The following is a 19,160-nucleotide window of genomic DNA, read 5'->3' as shown; positions in this document are numbered from 1 at the left end:
CGCAGAGCGGGCCCCGCAACGCCCGGTACGACGACGCGGGCTACTTCGCCGGCTCGGCGGTATCCGGGCGTGCCATGAGGCCAAGGGCGGTGAATTCGCGAGCCAAGGCGGTGCCCAGCTTCGCGTGCCCGGAAGCCTTCAAATGAACGCCGTCCTGGAGGTCCCCAATTGCGTCGTAGCGCGTGAGCCAATCGCCCGCGCTGACGAAGGGGATGGCGTGCTTGGCGGCGATCCGTCCCAGCAGAGCGTCGATTTCGGTTCGGCGTCCGCCTCCGTTGCCCACACCCTTGGCAAGCGTTCCAATCATGGCCAGGGTGGCGCCCGGGTAGCGCTTTTTCAAGGCAGCCAGGAGCCGCTCGGCGTTGCTGGTGATCTGGGCGTCGGTTGCCCGCTGGGTGGCGTCATTGCCGCCACCTTGAATCACGATCAACGGTGGATCGCCGAAGGGGAGAACCCAGTCTCCACGTTGCAATGCATCGATGTAGTTGCCGGTCTTCCCGTTGGTGGCCACGTAACCGGTGCCGCCCATGCCCACTACATGCAGTTTGTAGCCCATGGCGGTTATGCCCTGCTGCGGCCAGGAGTCTTTGGGCATGGATTGGGAATCGCCGATGAGTACGGCGGTGTGGCGGACGTCGGCGAGAACCAGTTCACTGCGGTTGTTCGCCGGGTTTTTGTACAGCGATCCCACAGGCAGGTTCAGGGAGCTGGGTGCCGGGGCAACCCTGAGTGGTTTGTCTGCGGCCGCTGTCTGCGCGGGACCGGGCGCGCTTGATCCAGAGGGGGTGGTGATTGGCGCTGGGCTTGGTCCGCAACCCACCAGGAGAACGCCTGTGGCGATCAATGGTGCGAGCATGCGGAACACGGCCGGAGCTTGTCGCATCTTTGTTCTCCACGTGGCACTGGTTCTGCAGCCCATCATGCTGCACAGGACAGGGAAAATCCAGCATCTGGACTTGCGTTTATGTAACATCACACGCGTGTGAGCGGGGCCACAGCGAAGCGCTGAATAGCTTGCATTTTAGGCTCAGAAATGCATCTGCGTTTAGACTGGATGCAGGTGCCCTGTGTCCCGGGGTCTTTTCGCTGTGTGTTCCGATCAAGTCGATCAGGTATGCGCGCGGATACAAACAGCTGACTTCACCACTGAAACGAGTCATTAACGCATGTCTGAAACCATCACCAACACTGCGTCGCGGAGCGATCTGCGCAACGTCGCGATCGTCGCACACGTTGACCACGGCAAGACCACCCTGGTCGACGCCATGCTCAAGCAGACCAACTCCTTCGCTTCCCATGGTGAGGTTGAGGACCGTGTCATGGACTCCGGTGACCTGGAGCGCGAAAAGGGCATCACCATCCTCGCCAAGAACACCACGGTTGCCTACAACGGCCCGTCGTCCAACGGCGAGACCATCACCATCAACGTGATTGACACCCCCGGCCACGCCGACTTCGGTGGCGAGGTGGAGCGCGGCCTGTCCATGGTTGACGGCGTCGTCCTGCTGGTGGACTCCTCCGAGGGCCCGCTGCCCCAGACCCGCTTCGTGCTCCGCAAGGCCCTCGCCGCGCACCTGCCGGTGATCCTCCTGGTCAACAAGACCGACCGTCCGGATGCCCGCATTGACGAAGTTGTCCACGAGTCCATGGACCTGCTCCTGGGGCTCGCCTCGGACCTCGCAGACGAAGTTCCGGACCTGGACCTGGACAAGGTTCTCGAAGTTCCGGTTGTCTACGCCGCCGCAAAGGTTGGCCGCGCTTCCCTGGACCAGCCGGCCAACGGCTCTGCTCCGGAGAACGAGGACCTCGAACCCCTCTTCAAGACCATCATCGAGCACATCCCGGCTCCCACTTACAACCCGGACGGCGTGCTGCAGGCACACGTGACCAACCTGGACGCCTCCCCGTTCCTTGGCCGCCTCGCCCTGCTCCGCATCTACAACGGCACGCTCCGCAAGGGCCAGACCGTGGCTTGGGCACGCGCAAACGGTGAGCTCAAGAACGTCAAGATCACCGAACTGCTGGCAACCAAGGCTTTGACCCGTGTTCCGGCTGAGTCCGCAGGCCCGGGCGAAATTGTTGCTGTGGCCGGTATCGAGGAGATCACCATTGGTGAAACCCTGACGGATGCCGAGAACCCGCAGCCGCTGCCGCTGATCACCGTGGACGATCCCGCGATCTCCATGACCATTGGTATCAACACCTCGCCGCTGGCCGGCAAGGTCAAGGGCGCCAAGGTCACGGCACGCCAGGTGAAGGATCGCCTGGACAAGGAACTGATCGGTAACGTCTCCATCAAGGTTCTGCCCACTGAGCGTCCCGATGCCTGGGAAGTTCAGGGCCGTGGCGAGCTCGCGCTGGCCATCCTGGTTGAGCAGATGCGTCGCGAAGGCTTCGAGCTCACTGTGGGCAAGCCTCAGGTAGTCACCAAGACCATCGACGGCAAGCTGCACGAACCGATGGAACACATGACCATCGACGTCCCCGAGGAATACCTCGGTGCGGTCACCCAGCTCATGGCTGCCCGCAAGGGCCGCATGACCAACATGGCCAACCACGGCACTGGCTGGTGCCGCATGGAATTCATCGTCCCTGCACGTGGCCTGATTGGCTTCCGTACCCGGTTCCTGACGGACACGCGTGGCGCCGGCATCGCTGCCTCCATCTCCGAAGGCTACGAGCCGTGGGCCGGACCGATCGAGTACCGTACCAACGGTTCGATGATTGCCGACCGCGCCGGTGTTGTGACGCCGTTCGCCATGATCAACCTGCAGGAGCGCGGTTCCTTCTTCGTGAAGCCCACCTCCGAGGTTTACGAAGGCATGATTGTTGGCGAGAACTCCCGCGCTGACGACATGGACGTGAACATCACCAAGGAAAAGAAGCTCACCAACATGCGTGCCGCTTCCTCCGATACATTCGAAAACCTGACGCCGCCGCGTGATCTCACCCTCGAAGAGTCCCTTGAATTCGCCCGCGAAGACGAGTGCGTTGAGGTAACCCCGGAGGCCATCCGTATCCGTAAGGTCATCCTGGACTCCAACGAGCGCGCCAAGGCCAACCGCGCCCGCGCAAAGTCCTAGTCCGCACTGGTCTGAACCAGTCCGGAACAGCTGAATGAAGAGAGGAGCCGCCGGTTCGGTTCGTGGCATTGCCACGGCCGTACTGGCGGCTCTTTTCGTTGCCCTGGCCGGTACGGGGCTGCACCGGCGGACCCTGCTCTGGTCCGGCGTCGAGGTCCCTTGGGGCGTGGCAGCGGCCTTGGTGCTGCTGGCCTCGGTCCAATTGTGGCTCGCCGCCTGGTCCCGATCAGTGGTACCGGCCGCGGTGGCAGGCGTGGTGAGTTACGCCGTCGTCGGGGTCTTGTCTTCTGCCGGACCTGCCAAGCAGCTGATACTTGGAGATGCCCTTGGCAATGTGTGGGTGTTTGGCATTGGCGGAGTGACGTTAATCATGCTTGTGGTCATCAGCCGACGTGTTGTTAGTCGGACAAGGCGCGAACAGACTGCCGCCGCGGTGGCGGAGGCGGAACCTCTTTCGCCGCGATAACCATGGCCAGCGGAATTTCGACGTCGGATGTGCGGGTCCGTACGGTACAGGCGCCATCAGCGGTTCTCACCAGATAGCCCAAGGCGTCCGTCAGGCCGTCCTCAATCCTGTACCGGACCACCACCCGGATTCCTGGTTCTGCGTGGAGGAGAAATTCCTGGGGCGGCAAATTCGGGGGAGTCACCGTTTCATACTAAGACGCGGGCTAGGTTGGCGTCAGCGCACTGTTGGATAATAGGCTCGGAAGTTCAGTGCCCGGCATGATGCCGGCCGTATTACCCCGGCCATCGCCGGGACAAACCGTGGAGAGGTCTGGGACGTGACGTACGTAATCGCGCAGCCGTGTGTGGATGTCAAGGACAAGGCATGTATTGAAGAATGCCCTGTTGACTGCATTTACGAAGGTGAGCGTTCCCTCTACATCCACCCCGATGAATGCGTCGACTGTGGTGCCTGCGAACCTGTGTGCCCGGTTGAGGCCATCTACTACGAGGATGACACCCCGGAAGAGTGGGCCGATTACTACAAGGCCAACGTGGAGTTCTTTGATGACCTCGGTTCCCCGGGCGGTGCCGCCAAGATCGGCAACACCGGCAAGGATCACCCGTTCATCGCCGCCCTGCCCCCGCAGAACCAAGACCACTAGGCGGTAGCTTCTTTGATTTCCGCGGCACCGGCTTTCGGCCTGAACCTGCCTGACTACCCGTGGGAGGCTATGGCGCCGTACGTTGCCACAGCTGCTAAACACCCTGGTGGCGCAGTAAACCTTTCCATCGGCACGCCGGTGGACCCCACTCCCGCGCTGATCCGCGAGGCTCTGTCCGGCGCCGCTGATGCCCATGGCTATCCCACGGTTCACGGTACGGAGGCCTTGCGGCAGGCAGTGGTGGACTGGTTCGCCAGCCGCCGTGGAGTGCCGGGGCTGGATCCCAAGGACGTCATGCCCACCGTCGGATCCAAAGAGCTCGTGGCCTGGTTGCCGTTCCTGCTCGGTTTGAGCGACGGCGATGTTGTTGTCAGGCCTACCGTTGCCTACCCGACGTACGATATCGGCGCATCTCTGGCAGGTGCCACGGCCGTTGCAGCTGACGACCTCGACGACCTTGATCCAGCCACCCGCGCGAAGGTCCGTCTGATCTGGATCAATTCCCCGGGCAATCCCACGGGCAGCGTCCGCGATGTTGAGTCACTGCAGCGGATCGTGGGCCAGGCCCGCGAGCTCGGCGCGGTGGTGGCTTCGGATGAGTGCTACGCCGAGCTGGGTTGGGGCGAATGGGATGCCCAACGCGGGGGAGAAGCTGTTCCCAGCATCCTTGATCCCCGCGTCACCGGCGGTTCCACGGACGGCCTGCTGTGCGTGTACTCGCTCAGCAAGCAGTCCAACCTTGCCGGGTACCGCGCCGCGTTTGTTGCAGGAGACTCCGCGATCATGGCCAACCTGGTCAACAGCCGTAAACATGCCGGCATGATCGTTCCCTACCCGGTGCAGGAAGCAATGCGCGTTGCTTTGGGCGATGCCACACACGTCCTGGCCCAGAAGGACCTCTACCGTGGGCGCCGCGAGAGGATTGTGCCGGCGCTGGAGAAGTTCGGGTTGACGATCCATGAATCCAAAGCGGGGCTGTATTTGTGGTCCACGGCCGGAGAAGCCACTTGGGATACAGTGGCCCGCTTCGCTGAATTGGGCATAGTGGTTGGCCCGGGCGTTTTCTATGGCGACGCCGGTAACGGATTCATCCGGGTTGCCCTTACCGGCAGCGATGAACGAATTGATGCCGCCGTGGAACGGCTTACCACAGGGTCATAACAATGCTGTGACTTGCACCACTAATAGCGTCATTCCGCCAGTAACCGGACGGTACGGATTAGTTCCGTAGGGTTACTGGCGGTAGCTTTTTAACTGACTATCAATGGTGGCCTTCTCCAAGAAAGCACTTCGGCCGTTGGAGCCCTGCAACAGTAGGGTCAAAGGCGGCGGCACCAGAAGGTGGTTGGACAAGCGTTCGATAGAGGCCCTGAGGCCTCATGAAGGGGACTCCATGACTGAGACCACCAGCGCGACACTGCGCCATGCCGGCGGCGAACTCGAACTGCCGCGCATCAAGGTTGTAGAAGGAAACGAAGGCTACGACGTTTCCAAGCTGCTGAAGCAGACGGGCGCCGTTGCCTATGACCCCGGCTTCATGAACACAGCGGCCACCACCTCGGCCATCACCTACATCGACGGCGACGCAGGCATCCTGCGCTACCGCGGTTACCCCATTGAGCAGCTCGCGCAGCACTCGAGCTTCCTCGAAGTTTCCTACCTGCTGATCTACGGCAACCTCCCCACTCCCACCGAGTTGGAAGAATTTGATCAGAAGATCCGCCGCCACACGCTCCTGCACGAGGAGCTCAAGGGCTTCTTTGGCGGGTTCCCGCGTGACGCCCACCCCATGCCGGTGCTCTCCTCGGCCGTTTCGGCGCTGTCCACGTTCTACCAGGACTCGCTGGATCCCTTCAACGCCGAGCACGTGGAAGTTTCCACCATCCGCCTGATGGCCAAGCTGCCGGTCATCGCCGCCTACGCGCACAAGAAGTCCATCGGCCAGCCGATGCTCTACCCGGATAACTCCATGAACCTCGTGGAGAACTTCCTGCGCCTGAGCTTCGGTCTTCCGGCCGAGCAGTACGAGATGGATCCGGTAGTAGTCAAGGCACTGGACCTCCTGCTCATCCTGCACGCGGACCACGAGCAGAACTGTTCCACGTCCACCGTGCGTCTTGTGGGCTCCTCCAACGCCAACCTCTTCGCGTCGGTTTCCGCCGGCATCAACGCCCTCTTCGGCCCCGCACACGGTGGCGCCAACGAGGCCGTGCTGAAGATGCTCCGCCAGATCCAGGCCGACGGCATCAAGCCCGAGGACTACATGGAGAAGGTCAAGAACAAGGAAGACGGCGTCCGCCTCATGGGCTTCGGACACCGCGTCTACAAGAACTACGATCCCCGCGCCAAGATCATCAAGGCAACGGCACACGAAGTTCTGGGCAAGCTCGGCGGCAACGACGAACTGCTGGACATCGCCATGCGCCTGGAAGAGAAGGCCTTGGCTGACGACTACTTCATCCAGCGCAAGCTCTACCCGAACGTCGACTTCTACACCGGCCTCATCTACAAGGCCATGGGCTTCCCGGAGAAGATGTTCACGGTCCTCTTTGCTATTGGACGCCTCCCGGGCTGGATTGCCCAGTGGCGCGAAATGATCAACGATCCCCAGACCAAGATCGGCCGTCCGCGGCAGCTCTACACAGGGGAACCGGAGCGCAACTACCCGGCCAACTGATCAGGCAATAACGGCAATAACGACGGCGGCCGCTCACCTCGCGCGAGGTGAGCGGCCGCCGTCGTTGGTTGCGGTGCTTGCAGACTAGGCGTTGTTCGCCGCGGCAGGCTGAGCGGCGTTGTACCCGTAAGGGTTGTTCTTCTGCCAGCGCCAGTGGTCCTCGCACATCTGGTCCACTGTCTTGGTGGTGGACCATCCAAGGTCCGCGAGGGCTGAAGAAGCATCCGCCCAGAAGGCCGGGAGATCGCCGGCGCGGCGCCCGGTGATCTCGTAGGGGATCGGCTGGCCAACGGCCTTCTCGAAGGACCGCAGGACCTCCAGGACGGAAGAGCCACGGCCGGAGCCAAGGTTCCAGCGGCGCACGCCGGCGCGCTCAGCGATGTAGTTCAGGGCTGCTACGTGGCCTTCGGCCAGATCCACCACGTGGATGTAGTCGCGCTGGGCAGTGCCGTCGGGGGTGTCGTAGTCGCCGCCGAAGACCATGAGCTTCTCGCGGCGCCCCACGGCTACCTGTGCGATGAAGGGGACGAGGTTGTTCGGGATGCCCTGAGGGTCCTCGCCAATGCGGCCGGACGGGTGTGCGCCCACGGGGTTGAAGTAGCGCAGCAGTGCGATATGCCAGCGGTCGTCCGCGTTGCCAAGGTCAGAGAGGATGTCCTCGATCTGCTCTTTGGTGCGGCCGTATGGGTTGTTCGCGCCGATTTCCATCTTCTCGATGTAGGGGATGGGGTTGTGCTCGCCGTACACCGTGGCTGAGGAACTGAATACGATGGAGCGCACGTTGTGCTTGTCCATGGCGCGGAGAAGGTTCAGGGTGCCCACAATGTTGTTGTAGTAGTAGGCGAGGGGTTCCTGAACGGATTCGCCAACAGCCTTCAGGCCGGCGAAGTGAATTACGGCGTCAATCCGGTGCTGGTCAAAGACGGCTTCCACAGCGGGTTCGTCCACCAGGTCCACCTTGTGGAACGCTGCTGTTTTACCGGTGAGCTCCGAGACCCGGCGGAGGGATTCCTCGCTGGAGTTCACGAGGTTGTCCAACACCACAACCTCATGACCGGCTTCCTGAAGGGACAAAACGGTGTGGGAACCGATGTAGCCGGTGCCACCCGTAACAAGAATTTTCATGGTCCCTACGCTATCGGAAATCCGAGCCACGCCGCTCTGTGGTCAACGGTGTTGAAGCACGTTCGTGCTAAAAACAATTAGTGCCCAAAATTGTTGATGCCGAAGCCCGGCGCCAGGAAGTTGTCCAAGCGGTCTTCAGGATCATTGCCGGCGATGGCTTGGAACGGGCGTCCCTCAGGGAAGTAGCTGACGAAGCGGGTTTGGCCGTTGGTTCTGTACGACACTACTTTTCCAGCAGCGACGAACTTTTGATCTATTCCTTTGGCGTGGTCATCGATCGGATCGCGGCCCGCCTTGAGGCAGCACTCGCGTCCGTCGAGGAAGCCGGGCCGGAGACCTCAGAGCAGCACCATGCTGTGCTGAACCTCCTTGGCCAGTTCCTGCCCCTGGACGAGGAGCTGGCGGTAGATGCTTGCGTTTGGATGGCGTTCCGGCATGCAGCCCGGATCAAACCTGTCCTGGCCGCTGAAGCGGAGCGCAGCCACCGCACCGTGGCCGCGATTGTAGGCAGACTCATCATGATCCTGAGTCCGGGCGAAACTGATACGCAGCAAACCTTGGTGACCGAAGCGGAGAGGCTCTTGGCCACCATGGATGGCCTGTGCATGCACGCGCTGTTGCAGCCCGAGTGGATGACCGCAGAGATGTGCAGCGACGTCCTCACCGCTCACCTGCGGTCCCTAAGGGGCGTGCCTGCAGGTTCCTGAGGTTTGCCCCCGCTGCCTGCTGCACAAGAAGCCCCGGATGCCATTACCGTCCGGTGGCAGGGGGAATAGACTGGGATGTGTCGGGGACCTGCCAAAGGGAGGAATTCGCATGCACGAGTCAGGCGGCCCGGGATGGCGCATCACTATGGATACGTCCGGGCCGATGCTCATTGCCCTGTACTTGCGCGACGTTGCCGGACTTGATGGTGCCGGAAAGCCCGTGCTCTCCCATGCAGCCCCTAAAGTCCGGCATGCTGACCACAAGCACCTCACCTCTGATGTGGGGGGACTACCGGCGCTGAAGACTGAGTGGGAGGCGTGGTGGGAGAGCCTGGTGAAGTCCTATCCCAATCCGGCTCCGGAATTGTCGCCGCCCAGCTTCAAGGCTTTCGGCAACTCCCCGGCCCTTCAGCGCGTCCTGCAGGCACATTTCGGTTCTGCGTTGGGATGGGCCACGGACCGAATTGATGAGTATGCCCATCTTGAGGCCGCCCGTGAAGCAAACGGGGTGACCCATCTCCTCAACGAGTTGGTGGAGGACCGGCTCCTGGAGGTTGGCCGGAGTTCCCGCGACTTCGAACTGACCATCATCGAGCTGCCGCTCAACGAGCCCCGCGCCTGGTACCTGGAACCGAGCACCATGATCATGAGCCATCAGCTGCTCTCAGAGCCTGATGTGTTCCGCAGCTACGTCCAGCCCGTTGTTGAGATGCTCGCCTGAGGGAGTTTTTGGACAGATACGGCCCCTAAGAACCGCTTTTGCGGGCAGGAGCTGTACAAAAACTCACGTGGCTGGGGCTGAGACGGTGAGGGTGACGCCCCCGGTTTCAGCGGCGGAGGCCTGCCAGCCGTCGCGCTTCTCCCGGTTCCACGTCTGGCCGTCAACGTCCACCTGCGTGATGGACAGGGTTTTGGCGTTCGCCACGGCCCAATGAGCCACGGCCCAGGCTTGGGTACCGTTGATGTCCAACTGAACCGAGCGACCCTGAACGGTGGCCGCTTGGGTGCCGAACGCCGTCGTCAGTTCATCGACGACGACGGCAGGGTCACCGGCCGCTTCGGGCATGCGCAGTTCGCAGTTCAGCGCGGCCTCGGAGTGCCCTGTTAGAGCAGAAGCGAAGGCCCTGCCCATGCCTTCATGTTGGGCATACGCGCGGGGGAAGGCAGAGCGTTGGACCGCCTGGGCGGCCTGGGTGATCTCCATGGACTCATAGCCTGGAACCTTGACCAAACCATCAAAGAACGCATTCGCTGCGTAAACGGGGTCCATGACCTGTTCCTCGGTTCCCCAGCCTTGCGATGGCCTTTGTTGGAACAGTCCGCGGGAGTCCGGGCCGGCGTCGTCGCCGTAATTGATGTTCCGCAGCCTTGATTCCTGCATGGCCGTGGCTAAAGCGATGGTTGCCGCGCGGGGTGGCAGCCCCCGCCGAACCGAAATTGCAGTGATGAGCGAAGCATTCGCGGCCTGATCGGTGGCAAGCTCATGGTTTTCGGTGCCCGCCACGGCGAGGCAGCGCTCCGTGACCAGGGTCTCGGAGCGCTGCAGCACAGCAACTATTGCGTAAATGGCACCTGCTACGAGGGCCAAAGCCAGCACCGCAACTATGGCGCGGCGGAACCGGCGCATGTGGTTGATCTCCTGCTAGTTGGCGTGCAGAGCCTCGTTCAGCTCCACCGTCTGGCCCTTGCGGGGAAGGACTTCCACGCCGCCAGTGGTGGAGTTGCGGCGGAAGAGGAGGTTGGGGACACCGGAGAGTTCCACAGCCTTGATGATTTGGCTGGTGTCCTCGCCGTTCTCATCCTTGGGGCCCGGAACGCGCACGCGGGTACCGGCGGTGACGTAAAGGCCGGCCTCCACCACGGAGTCGTCGCCGATGCTGATGCCCACGCCGGAGTTGGCGCCCAGCAGGACGCGCTCACCCAGGGCGATCTTTTCCTTGCCGCCACCGGAGAGCGTGCCCATGATGGACGCTCCGCCGCCAACGTCCGTACCGTCGCCGGCCACGACGCCTGCAGAGATGCGGCCTTCCACCATGGAGGTGCCCAAGGTGCCTGCGTTGAAGTTCACGAAGCCTTCGTGCATCACGGTGGTGCCTTCGGCGAGGTGGGCGCCGAGGCGGACGCGGTCGGCGTCGGCAATACGCACGCCGGTGGGAACCACGTAGTCAACCATGCGCGGGAACTTGTCCACGCCGTAAACCACTACGTTGCCGCGCTTGCGCAGGCGTGCGCGGGTCAGCTCGAAGCCGTCAACCGCAGCGGGGCCGAAGTTGGTCCACACCACGTTGGGCAGCTTGCCGAAGACGCCGTCAAGGTTGATGCTGTTCGGCTTGACCAGGCGGTGGGAGAGGAGGTGCAAACGCAGGTAGGCATCGGCGGTGTCCGCGGGGGCGGCGTCGAGGTCGATTTGTGCAAAGACTACTTTCTGCTCGGTGCCGCGATCAGCGTCTTTGCCGTCGTTGGCCAGTGCAGTAAGTGCGGGGTCGGCGTTCTCGACGTCGCGCAGGGTATCGGCTGCAACACCCAGAGCGGGCGCCGGGTACCAGACGTCCAGCACGGTTGCTTCCCCGGAAGCGGAGGTGGCAATGGTGGCCAGGCCGAAGCCGTAAGCGGAACGGGGGTTGGCGGGCGCGGTTGCGGGCACAGCAGAGGAAGCAGTTTCAGTCATGGGCCAAGTCTATCCAGCAGGCAGAGGTCGGTTAAAACCCGTCTCACACCGCAGAAGTCGCAATTGCGGGCGTTAGGCTGGACGGGTGACCCTGAACCCTGCTCCCGCCCTCCTTGACCTTCGCCAGGACGTAGCGCTCCTGACGGCCGCGATCATTGACTTCAACAGTGTCTCCGGCAATGAGACCGAGCTCGCCGATGCCATCGAGGCAGCGTTGCGGGCCATCCCTGCGTACACCGTGACCCGGGACGGGGATTCCATCATTGCCCGCACCGAACTTGGCCGGTCTGAGCGCGTCATCCTGGCCGGCCACCTTGATACCGTGCCCCTGCCCACCGTTGAGGGCTCGCTGGGCACCGTTCCAGCCACTTGGGAATCCGGGGTTCCGGGCGAGGGCGTGCTGTACGGCCGCGGCACCACAGATATGAAGGGCGGGGTGGCGGTCCAGCTGGCCCTGGCGGCAACACTGTTCGACGACGGGCGGCAGCCGGACAAGGACGTCACCTTCGTCTTCTACGACCACGAGGAAGTGGAAGCGGTCAAGAGCGGCCTGGGCAGGTTGGTTCGGAACCACGGAGATCTGCTGACGGGTGATTTCGCGATCCTTTTGGAGCCCACGCACGGCACGGTGGAAGGCGGCTGCAACGGAACCAGCCGTTTCGAAGCCACCACCATCGGCGAAACAGCCCACTCCGCGCGTGCCTGGATGGGCGTCAACGCGATCCACGCCGCAGCACCTATTCTGGCGCGGCTCGCCGCTTACGAGCCGCAGACCATCAACGTGGACGGCCTGGATTACCGCGAAAGCCTCAACGCCGTGAAAATCAACGGGGGCACGGCGGGCAACGTCATCCCGGACCGCTGCGTGGTGGAGATCAACTACCGTTTCGCTCCGGACAAGAATCCGGACCAGGCAGAGGCCATCGTCAGGGACCTTCTGGAAGGATTCGACGTCGTCCGTACAGACGCTGCTGCCGGCGCGAGGCCCGGACTTAATCACCCCGCCGCAGCGTCCTTCGTCGCAGCAGTGGGTGCCGAGCCCAAACCCAAATACGGATGGACCGACGTCGCGCGTTTCAGTGAACTGGGCATCCCGGCGGTGAACTTCGGCCCCGGCGATCCACTGCTGGCGCACAAGGACAACGAGCACGTCGACGCCGATGCCATCCGTGAGTGCCTCCGGGCACTGAGGACCTGGCTCACCGCATAGTCCTCACGTTTACCCCGCACAGCAAAAGAAGAAGGTCCGCAGCTTGGCAGCTGCGGACCTTCTTCTTGAGTAGAGGATTACTTCTTCTCCGGGTTTTCCGCGCCAGGAACGACGTTTTGTGCGACGGGGTCGTTGCCGGTACCTTCGAGGCCGGTTCGGATCGTCATCGGAGCCATGCCGCCGGCGGCTTTCTTGGAACCGCGGCGTTCGATCATGATGGCAATCCGTGACACGGTCAGGTTGATCAGGATGTAGATCGCAGCGCCAACGAAGAACGCCGGGAACAGGAAGTCAGGGCCAAGGAAGTCGGCCATGATCTGGATTTTCCGCAGCAGTTCCTCGTAGCCCACGATGTAGCCGAGCGAGGTGTCCTTGAGCAGAACCACCAACTGGGCAACCAAGGACGGCAGCATGCGCCTCACGGCTTGCGGGAACTCGATGGACATCCGCGACTGGAAGCTCCGGAGGCCGATCGCCAAACCAGCCTCGCGTTGTCCCTTGGGCAGTGACTGGATGCCGGCACGAAGGATTTCAGCGAAGATGGCGGCGTTGTAAAGAACCAAGCCAACAACAACGGCTTGGAACTGGCCCGTGGCGAAAACCAACAGGACGAACAACATCATGAGGACCACGGGCATGCCGCGGAGGAACTCAAGGACTACCTGCGTGGGAATCCGGATCCACGGAATCAAAGAGATACGCAGCAGGCAGAGCGCAATGCCCAAGGGAAACGCGATGACGGCCGCCACAGCAGCAGCGGTCAAAGTGGAGACGATGCCTTGGCCAATCAGGTTCCAGACGTCCGGAGCCATGGGGCCGTAGAAAATCTCCCAGCGGTCGGCATCAAAAATGCCCTGCTGCGCGAGGGTAACAACAGCGATGGCCAGAATGCCGAGAATAATCAACACGCCTGCGGCGGAGCCGATGAGCGAATAGAGGCGGGCCTTGGGCCCGGGGACGTCGTAAAGGACCGATGTCATCGGGCAATCGCCACCTTTCGTTCAACAAAGTGCGCCAGAAGTCCCAGGGGAACTGTGATCAGGAGGTAGAAGAACGCCACCCCAAGGAGGATCCAGAGGACCTGGTTGCCGTAGTCGTTGGAGAGCTGGCGGCCGTAACCGAAAAGCTCAAGGACGAAGAACGCGCCGGCCACCGAGGAATTCTTTACCAGGGCAATGAGGATGTTGATCAACGGGGGCACTACGGTGCGCACCGCTTGGGGGAGGACGATGAAGCCCAGAACCTGCGTGAAGGTCATGCCGACGCTGCGGGCAGCTTCTGCTTGCCCCACAGGCACGCTGTTGACGCCGGAACGGACGGCTTCGGCAATGAAGGCGGCCGTGTAACTGCTCAACGCGATGATGGCGGCAACTTCGAATTGTTCAAACTTGACGCCCAACCGGGGCAGAACAATGGCGGCGAAAAAGAAAATGATGGTCAGCGGGGTGTTACGCGCCACTTCAACATAGAACATGCTGAAACCGCGAAGTGCTGCCACGGGGGAAACCCTCATGGCCGCCAGGAGTGTGCCGACAATGAGGGCAATGATTCCTGAAATTACGGAGAGATAAAGGGTTCGGAGAAATCCGTCCCAATATTCGGGGAGGCTTGCTATGACGGCGTCCATGGCTTCCTTTGGCTGCAGCTAATCAGGGAACAGGGTCCTGGATTCGTCAACTGCCGCCGCCCGGAAGGGGGCAGCGGCAGTTGACGGGTCCCGACTAGTAGCGGTTGATCGCAGGAAGTTCAGGGGCGGTCTTGATGACCTTGCCTGCAGTGGCTTCCCAGGCCTTCTTGTAGGTGTCGTCCTTGGCGAATCCCTCAAGCTGGTCGTTGATCCAGTTGCGGAACACGGTGTCGTCCTTCTTCAGGCCGATTCCATAGGGCTCCTTGGTGAAGGTTTCATCCGAGGCGAGCTTGAAGGCATCAGGCTCTTTGTCCACGTAGCCTGCGAGGATCACGTTGTCCGTGGTCACGGCAACAACCTGCTTGTTGCGCAGCGGCTCCAGGCAAGCAGTGTACGTGGCTGCAGGGACTACCTCAGCGTTGTACTTCTCGGCGATGGTCTTGGCCGGAGTTGAACCCGTAACAGAGCAGACCTTCTTGCCGGCTACGTCTTCAGGCTTGGTGATGGTGGTGTCGTCCTTGTTGACCAAGAGAGCCTGACCGGCTTCGTAGTACGGTCCGGCGAAGGCGACCTTTTCCTTACGGGCATCATTGATGGTGTAGGTAGCGATGACCAAGTCAACGCGGCCCTGCTCGATGAACGACTCACGGTTCTGGGAGACGGTCTCAACCCACTCGATCTTGTCCGCGGCGATACCCAGCTTGGCGGCGATTGCCTTGCCCATTTCGACGTCGAAACCGACCGGCTTGCCGTCCAGGCCCTTCTGGCCGAACAACGGCTGATCGAACTTGGTTCCGATCTTGATGGTCCCGGCCTTGTTCAGCTTCTCCATGGTGGTGCCGGCTTCGAAACTTGCCGAGGCAACCGGGGGAGTAGTGGTGCTGCTGCCGCCGCCGCAAGCGCTCAGCGAGAGAGCAAGCGCAGCCGATGCGGCCACCAGGAGCGACTTCCTCCGGGTAATAAGAGACTTCATGGTGTTCCTTTCATATGGGTGGCCGCCTTACGGCCGGGGGTGCTGGCGGTAAGGAGCTAGTGGGTCAAGAGCTTGGACAAGAAGTCCTTGGCGCGGGTGCTCTTCGGGTTGGTGAAGAATTCCTCAGGAGTGGCGTCCTCCACGATCTGACCATCAGCCATGAACACCACGCGGTCAGCGGCCTTGCGGGCGAAGCCCATCTCGTGGGTGACCACAATCATGGTCATGCCTTCTTTGGCCAGCTGGATCATGACGTCCAACACTTCGTTGATCATCTCAGGGTCCAGTGCAGACGTGGGCTCGTCGAACAGCATCACCTTGGGCTTCATGGCAAGAGCGCGGGCAATGGCCACACGCTGCTGCTGGCCGCCGGAGAGCTGGGCGGGAAGCTTCGGAGCCTGATGTCCCACACCGACCCGCTCGAGGAGTGCCATGGCCTCTTTGTCGGCCGTGCCCTTGGCCACTTTCTTCACCTTGATGGGACCCAGCGTGACGTTCTCAAGAATCGTCTTGTGGGCGAACAGGTTGAAGGACTGGAACACCATGCCGACGTCGGCACGCAGGTGCGCGAGGTCCTTGCCTTCTTCGGGGAGCTTCTTCCCGTCGATGGCGATGTCGCCGTCGTCGATGGTTTCCAAGCGGTTGATCGCACGGCAGAGAGTGGATTTACCGGATCCGGAAGGTCCGATTACCACCACGACTTCACCCTTCTTGACCTGAAGGTTGATGTCTTTGAGGACATGCAGTTGACCGTAGTGCTTATTGACGCCGTTCAGGGAGACGAGGGCATCGCCGGACGCTTGAGTAGTCATAGGACGAATCTAGCGAACAAAGAAGCAAATATGACCACGGTCACGGCAACTTCCCCAAGATCGTGACTGAACAGAAACCTGCCCCACAGCGAGATACCAGAGTGGAATGCAAGAAGCGGGTCGCTGCAACGGAGCACACCGTCATCCGCGCTAGCCTTGGGCAATGAGCATGAGCCAGCACCCTGTTCCCCGTCCGGATGCCAACGGTCGCGTCACCGGCACCCATGTGCCCCTCCCCTCGGAGATCGCCCCCGCCAAGCACAAAGGCTCCCTAGAGCTCCGGCGCAAACAGGCTGATACAGGGATGTCGGATCAGCATTTGCTGGATACAAGCGGTGCCGGCCAGTTCATCCACACCGATCCTTGGCGTGTTCTGCGAATCCAGAGTGAATTCGTGGAGGGCTTCGGAGCCCTTGCTGATCTGGGCCCCGCCGTCAGTGTGTTTGGTTCCGCGCGAACCAAACCGGGAACGGAGTACTACGAGATGGCCGTGGACGTGGGCCGCAAGCTCGCCGAAGCCGGAGTAGCCGTGATCACCGGCGGCGGTCCGGGATCCATGGAAGCTGCCAACAAGGGCGCTGTGGAAGGCAACGGAACCTCCGTAGGCCTGGGGATCGAACTGCCATTTGAGCAGGGACTGAACCAATGGGTGGATTTGGGCATCAACTTCCGGTACTTCTTCGCCCGCAAAACCATGTTCGTCAAGTACGCCCAGGGCTTCGTGGTTCTCCCCGGAGGACTTGGCACTCTGGATGAGTTGTTCGAAGCCATGGTGCTGGTGCAAACCCGCAAGGTGACCTCGTTCCCCATTGTGCTGCTCGGTGTCCGTTTCTGGGGACCCATGATCGAGTGGATCAAGGAGACCCTGGTGGCCGAAGGGATGGTCTCCGAGAAAGACCTCGATCTGATCCAGTTGGTGGATGACCCAGCGGACGCGGTGCACCGTGTCCTTCACGGTGCACCACTTCCGCCTACCCCCAACGGAAACCAACGCCCGGAGTAACCCACTGTTTCTGGCACGATGGACACTGTGAGCTTATTCCTGGTGTTTCTCGCGATAGTCCTGGTTGGTGCTGCGCTGTATCTCGGTGCCGGGATGGTTAAGGGCCGCTCGATTGGATCCGGGCTTGAACAACCCGTTCCGGGCCTGCCCGCTGTTCTGCTGCCTGAAGAGGCCAAACCCGTAGACGTGGATTCCGTGCGCTTCGCCTTGGGCCTTCGCGGGTACCGGATGGATCAGGTGGACCAGGTCCTGGACGAGCTTAAGGAGCAGTTGCAGGCCAAGGACCTTGAGATCGAAAGACTCAAGGCTTTGGTTCAGCCCCGCCTTGAGGACGGCGAATCGGGCCGGGCACCGCGGTGAGCACCCGAACCCCCAGCCCGGAAGGAACCCCCACGTCCGGAAGGAGGTCCGGCACTAAGAGGACGTCCGCCCCTGAACGCCCAGGGCAGCGGGGACCCGCGGACCGGCTGTCCCAAGGGCTGTCTGCCGCGGCGCTAAGAATGGCCGGGTGGCCGTGGTGGCTGCAGGTCAGCCTGATCTTTGTGGCGGCCCGGCTGGTCAGCGCGTGCATCTTCATGGCGGCAGCCATTCATCAGGGAACAAATCCGTGGTTCCCTCCCGCTCCGGATTATTGGAATTTCATCACCATCTGGGATGGGCGGTGGTACCAGGAAGCTGCCGAGAACGGCTACCCCTCGGTCCTCCCGGTTGACGCGGGCGGAGTCGTTCAACAAAACGCCTGGGCGTTCTATGCGCTCTTCCCCTTCCTGGGGAGGGCTCTCTCTGCCGTCACCGGCATGGGCACTATGCCGGCCCTGACCACCATTGCGATGCTGGCGGGCGTGGGCGCGGCTTTGGTGATCTACAAACTCTTCCGCGAATTTGCAGGCAAGCGTGGCGCACTGTGGGGCGTGGTCTTCGTTTCCACTTTTCCAGTGTCCCCGATCCTTCAGGTTCCGTACGCCGAGTCATTGAATCTGTTGCTGCTTTCCGGCGCATTGTTGCTGGTGGTCCGGCGTCGATATCTGTCCGCTGTCCCCGTAGTGCTTCTCATGTGCCTCTCAAGGCCTACGGGGGTCCCCTTTGCGGCCATGGTTGGACTGCTGTTGCTGTGGCGCCTGTGGCAGCGCTTCGGGCCTTCCACGGCACGCCCCACCTCTGCTTCGGCGCCCGGTTCAGCCGATGAAGACGAGCCAGAGTCCGCCCGCAGCCTGTTCTCGCTGGGGGTGCTGGTGCTGGCGGCGGGCATTGGAGCTCTCGCGTGGCCGGCCATTGCCTGGGCAACTACAGGTGACATCACTGCCTATACACGAACTGAGACAGCGTGGCGGGGGCACGATCTTGTGCCTTTCAAGCCCTGGTTCGATACGGGCAGGATGCTGTTTGGTCCTGTACTGGGTGTGCTGGCCCCGTTTGTTTTCACGGCACTGTTTGTGCTGGCCATGATGTCCAGGCCGGTCAGGGCCTTGGGAACCGAGCTCAGGCTTTGGTGCGCTTGCTACATGGGTTACCTGTTGGTTTTCCTTCATCCCCAAACCAGCACGTTCAGAATGCTGCTCCCGCTTTTTCCCTTGGCGTTGGCCGCGGCGCTGCTCTCCAAATCCAAAGCGTACCGAGGGAGTGTTGTGGTGATGTTCTTCCTCCTCCAAATCGTCTGGGTGGTGTGGCTGTGGGCGTGGGCTCCGCTCCCCGGCGGCGGTGACTATCCGCCCTGACGTGGAGGTTTGCCGCACGGACGGAGTATGTACAAAGCCCGGACAAATGAGCGTTTGATTCGCTACGGACGGGTAATTACGGGATAATGAACCAAGAGCAAGGACAAAGCACCGAAAAGTGCCCGGCCAAGGCGGCCTCCCCAGCGGTGCCGCCGGCTGCAATTGCGACGCGGAACCAGCCCGGCCGGGTTGGCGTGACTTGGGACAAATGGAGGGGATTTTCCTAATGGCGGCTATGAAACCACGTACCGGCGACGGCCCTATGGAAGTTACCAAAGAGGGACGCAGCTTGATTATGCGTGTGCCGCTCGAAGGCGGAGGACGACTCGTTGTCGAGCTCAACGCAGCGGAAGCGGCCAACCTCAAGGAATGCCTCGTAGGGGTTACTGAGTAGGCGAATTGAACAGATTTACAAAGCAGGGCCCGGTAAACCGGAGCCCTGCTTTTG

20 protein-coding genes are annotated in these 19,160 nt (G+C 61.7%); 12 read left to right on the top strand and 8 right to left on the bottom strand.

Annotated elements, in window-relative coordinates; all coding sequences use genetic code 11:
• Positions 1 to 40: 40 nt before the first annotated feature.
• Positions 41 to 883 carry an SGNH/GDSL hydrolase family protein gene (locus tag ABI796_RS13210; protein WP_246095880.1) on the bottom strand — a complete coding sequence of 281 codons (843 nt, stop codon included), beginning with the start codon at positions 881 to 883 and terminating at the stop codon, positions 41 to 43.
• Between the two features lie 283 nt (positions 884 to 1,166).
• Between ABI796_RS13210 and typA the strand changes: the two genes are divergently transcribed.
• The 5 genes from typA (at position 1,167) to ABI796_RS13185 (ending at position 6,872) form a co-directional block, all read left to right on the top strand.
• Entirely contained in the window at positions 1,167 to 3,083 is a 1,917-nt protein-coding gene (gene typA, locus ABI796_RS13205; RefSeq protein ID WP_141285905.1) for a translational GTPase TypA, read from the top strand.
• 34 nt (positions 3,084 to 3,117) lie between these two features.
• Positions 3,118 to 3,549: a hypothetical protein gene (locus tag ABI796_RS13200; RefSeq protein ID WP_141285902.1), complete on the top strand. Its 432-nt coding sequence runs from the start codon at positions 3,118 to 3,120 to the stop codon at positions 3,547 to 3,549.
• Between the two features lie 319 nt (positions 3,550 to 3,868).
• Positions 3,869 to 4,195, top strand: coding sequence for a ferredoxin (gene fdxA, locus ABI796_RS13195; protein WP_018776555.1), 327 nt, complete (start codon positions 3,869 to 3,871; stop codon positions 4,193 to 4,195).
• A 12-nt stretch (positions 4,196 to 4,207) separates the two neighbouring features.
• Positions 4,208 to 5,356: a succinyldiaminopimelate transaminase gene (gene dapC, locus ABI796_RS13190; protein ID WP_141285900.1), complete on the top strand. Its 1,149-nt coding sequence runs from the start codon at positions 4,208 to 4,210 to the stop codon at positions 5,354 to 5,356.
• A 232-nt stretch (positions 5,357 to 5,588) separates the two neighbouring features.
• A complete protein-coding gene (locus tag ABI796_RS13185) occupies positions 5,589 to 6,872 on the top strand; it encodes a citrate synthase (protein ID WP_024817462.1) in 1,284 nt (427 codons plus the stop codon).
• Positions 6,873 to 6,956: 84 nt separating this feature from the next.
• Here the strand turns inward: ABI796_RS13185 and galE are convergent, their stop codons facing one another.
• Positions 6,957 to 7,997: a UDP-glucose 4-epimerase GalE gene (galE, locus tag ABI796_RS13180; protein WP_141285609.1), complete on the bottom strand. Its 1,041-nt coding sequence runs from the start codon at positions 7,995 to 7,997 to the stop codon at positions 6,957 to 6,959.
• An 80-nt stretch (positions 7,998 to 8,077) separates the two neighbouring features.
• On the opposite strand from galE, the gene ABI796_RS13175 reads away from it, so the two are divergent.
• Positions 8,078 to 8,704, top strand: a complete 627-nt coding sequence (locus tag ABI796_RS13175; RefSeq protein ID WP_141285611.1) for a TetR/AcrR family transcriptional regulator — start codon at positions 8,078 to 8,080, stop codon at positions 8,702 to 8,704.
• Positions 8,705 to 8,813: 109 nt separating this feature from the next.
• Positions 8,814 to 9,425, top strand: a complete 612-nt coding sequence (locus tag ABI796_RS13170; protein WP_141285613.1) for a hypothetical protein — start codon at positions 8,814 to 8,816, stop codon at positions 9,423 to 9,425.
• A 63-nt stretch (positions 9,426 to 9,488) separates the two neighbouring features.
• Here the strand turns inward: ABI796_RS13170 and ABI796_RS13165 are convergent, their stop codons facing one another.
• Both ABI796_RS13165 and dapD read right to left on the bottom strand, forming a co-directional pair.
• The gene (locus ABI796_RS13165) at positions 9,489 to 10,331 is read right to left on the bottom strand and encodes a hypothetical protein (protein ID WP_141285615.1); all 843 of its coding nucleotides are present in this window, start codon (positions 10,329 to 10,331) and stop codon (positions 9,489 to 9,491) included.
• 15 nt (positions 10,332 to 10,346) lie between these two features.
• Positions 10,347 to 11,372 carry a 2,3,4,5-tetrahydropyridine-2,6-dicarboxylate N-succinyltransferase gene (gene dapD / locus ABI796_RS13160; RefSeq protein WP_141285617.1) on the bottom strand — a complete coding sequence of 342 codons (1,026 nt, stop codon included), beginning with the start codon at positions 11,370 to 11,372 and terminating at the stop codon, positions 10,347 to 10,349.
• 85 nt (positions 11,373 to 11,457) lie between these two features.
• Here dapD and dapE point away from each other — a divergent pair, with 85 nt between their 5' ends.
• Positions 11,458 to 12,582: a succinyl-diaminopimelate desuccinylase gene (gene dapE, locus ABI796_RS13155; protein WP_141285619.1), complete on the top strand. Its 1,125-nt coding sequence runs from the start codon at positions 11,458 to 11,460 to the stop codon at positions 12,580 to 12,582.
• 77 nt (positions 12,583 to 12,659) lie between these two features.
• On the opposite strand, the gene ABI796_RS13150 is transcribed toward dapE, so the two are convergent.
• From ABI796_RS13150 to ABI796_RS13135, 4 genes are all read right to left on the bottom strand, one after another.
• On the bottom strand, positions 12,660 to 13,562 hold the full coding sequence (locus tag ABI796_RS13150) for an amino acid ABC transporter permease (protein ID WP_141285621.1): 903 nt from the start codon (positions 13,560 to 13,562) through the stop codon (positions 12,660 to 12,662).
• A complete protein-coding gene (locus tag ABI796_RS13145; protein ID WP_062072917.1) occupies positions 13,559 to 14,209 on the bottom strand; it encodes an amino acid ABC transporter permease in 651 nt (216 codons plus the stop codon). Before ABI796_RS13145 ends, ABI796_RS13150 begins: the two co-directional genes overlap by 4 nt.
• 94 nt (positions 14,210 to 14,303) lie before the next feature.
• On the bottom strand, positions 14,304 to 15,182 hold the full coding sequence (locus tag ABI796_RS13140; protein WP_141285623.1) for a glutamate ABC transporter substrate-binding protein: 879 nt from the start codon (positions 15,180 to 15,182) through the stop codon (positions 14,304 to 14,306).
• Positions 15,183 to 15,238: 56 nt separating this feature from the next.
• Positions 15,239 to 15,994 (bottom strand): amino acid ABC transporter ATP-binding protein, encoded by a 756-nt coding sequence (locus tag ABI796_RS13135; protein WP_062072913.1) that lies wholly within the window; start codon positions 15,992 to 15,994, stop codon positions 15,239 to 15,241.
• Between the two features lie 163 nt (positions 15,995 to 16,157).
• On the opposite strand from ABI796_RS13135, the gene ABI796_RS13130 reads away from it, so the two are divergent.
• From ABI796_RS13130 to ABI796_RS13115, 4 genes are all read left to right on the top strand, one after another.
• Positions 16,158 to 16,997 carry a TIGR00730 family Rossman fold protein gene (locus ABI796_RS13130; protein ID WP_174754594.1) on the top strand — a complete coding sequence of 280 codons (840 nt, stop codon included), beginning with the start codon at positions 16,158 to 16,160 and terminating at the stop codon, positions 16,995 to 16,997.
• A gap of 18 nt (positions 16,998 to 17,015) precedes the next feature.
• A complete protein-coding gene (locus ABI796_RS13125; protein WP_141285625.1) occupies positions 17,016 to 17,357 on the top strand; it encodes a DivIVA domain-containing protein in 342 nt (113 codons plus the stop codon).
• Positions 17,358 to 17,497: 140 nt separating this feature from the next.
• On the top strand, positions 17,498 to 18,712 hold the full coding sequence (locus ABI796_RS13120; RefSeq protein ID WP_141285713.1) for a hypothetical protein: 1,215 nt from the start codon (positions 17,498 to 17,500) through the stop codon (positions 18,710 to 18,712).
• Positions 18,713 to 18,938: 226 nt separating this feature from the next.
• Positions 18,939 to 19,106, top strand: coding sequence for a DUF3117 domain-containing protein (locus tag ABI796_RS13115; RefSeq protein WP_009357720.1), 168 nt, complete (start codon positions 18,939 to 18,941; stop codon positions 19,104 to 19,106).
• The last annotated feature ends 54 nt before the right edge of the window (positions 19,107 to 19,160 follow it).

It is taken from the genome of Paenarthrobacter aurescens (genome assembly GCF_041549525.1).
In the GTDB taxonomy this organism is placed as follows: domain Bacteria; phylum Actinomycetota; class Actinomycetes; order Actinomycetales; family Micrococcaceae; genus Arthrobacter; species Arthrobacter aurescens.
The sequence above is the reverse complement of the archived record's forward strand: the minus strand, read 5'-3'. Positions and strand labels throughout refer to the sequence as shown.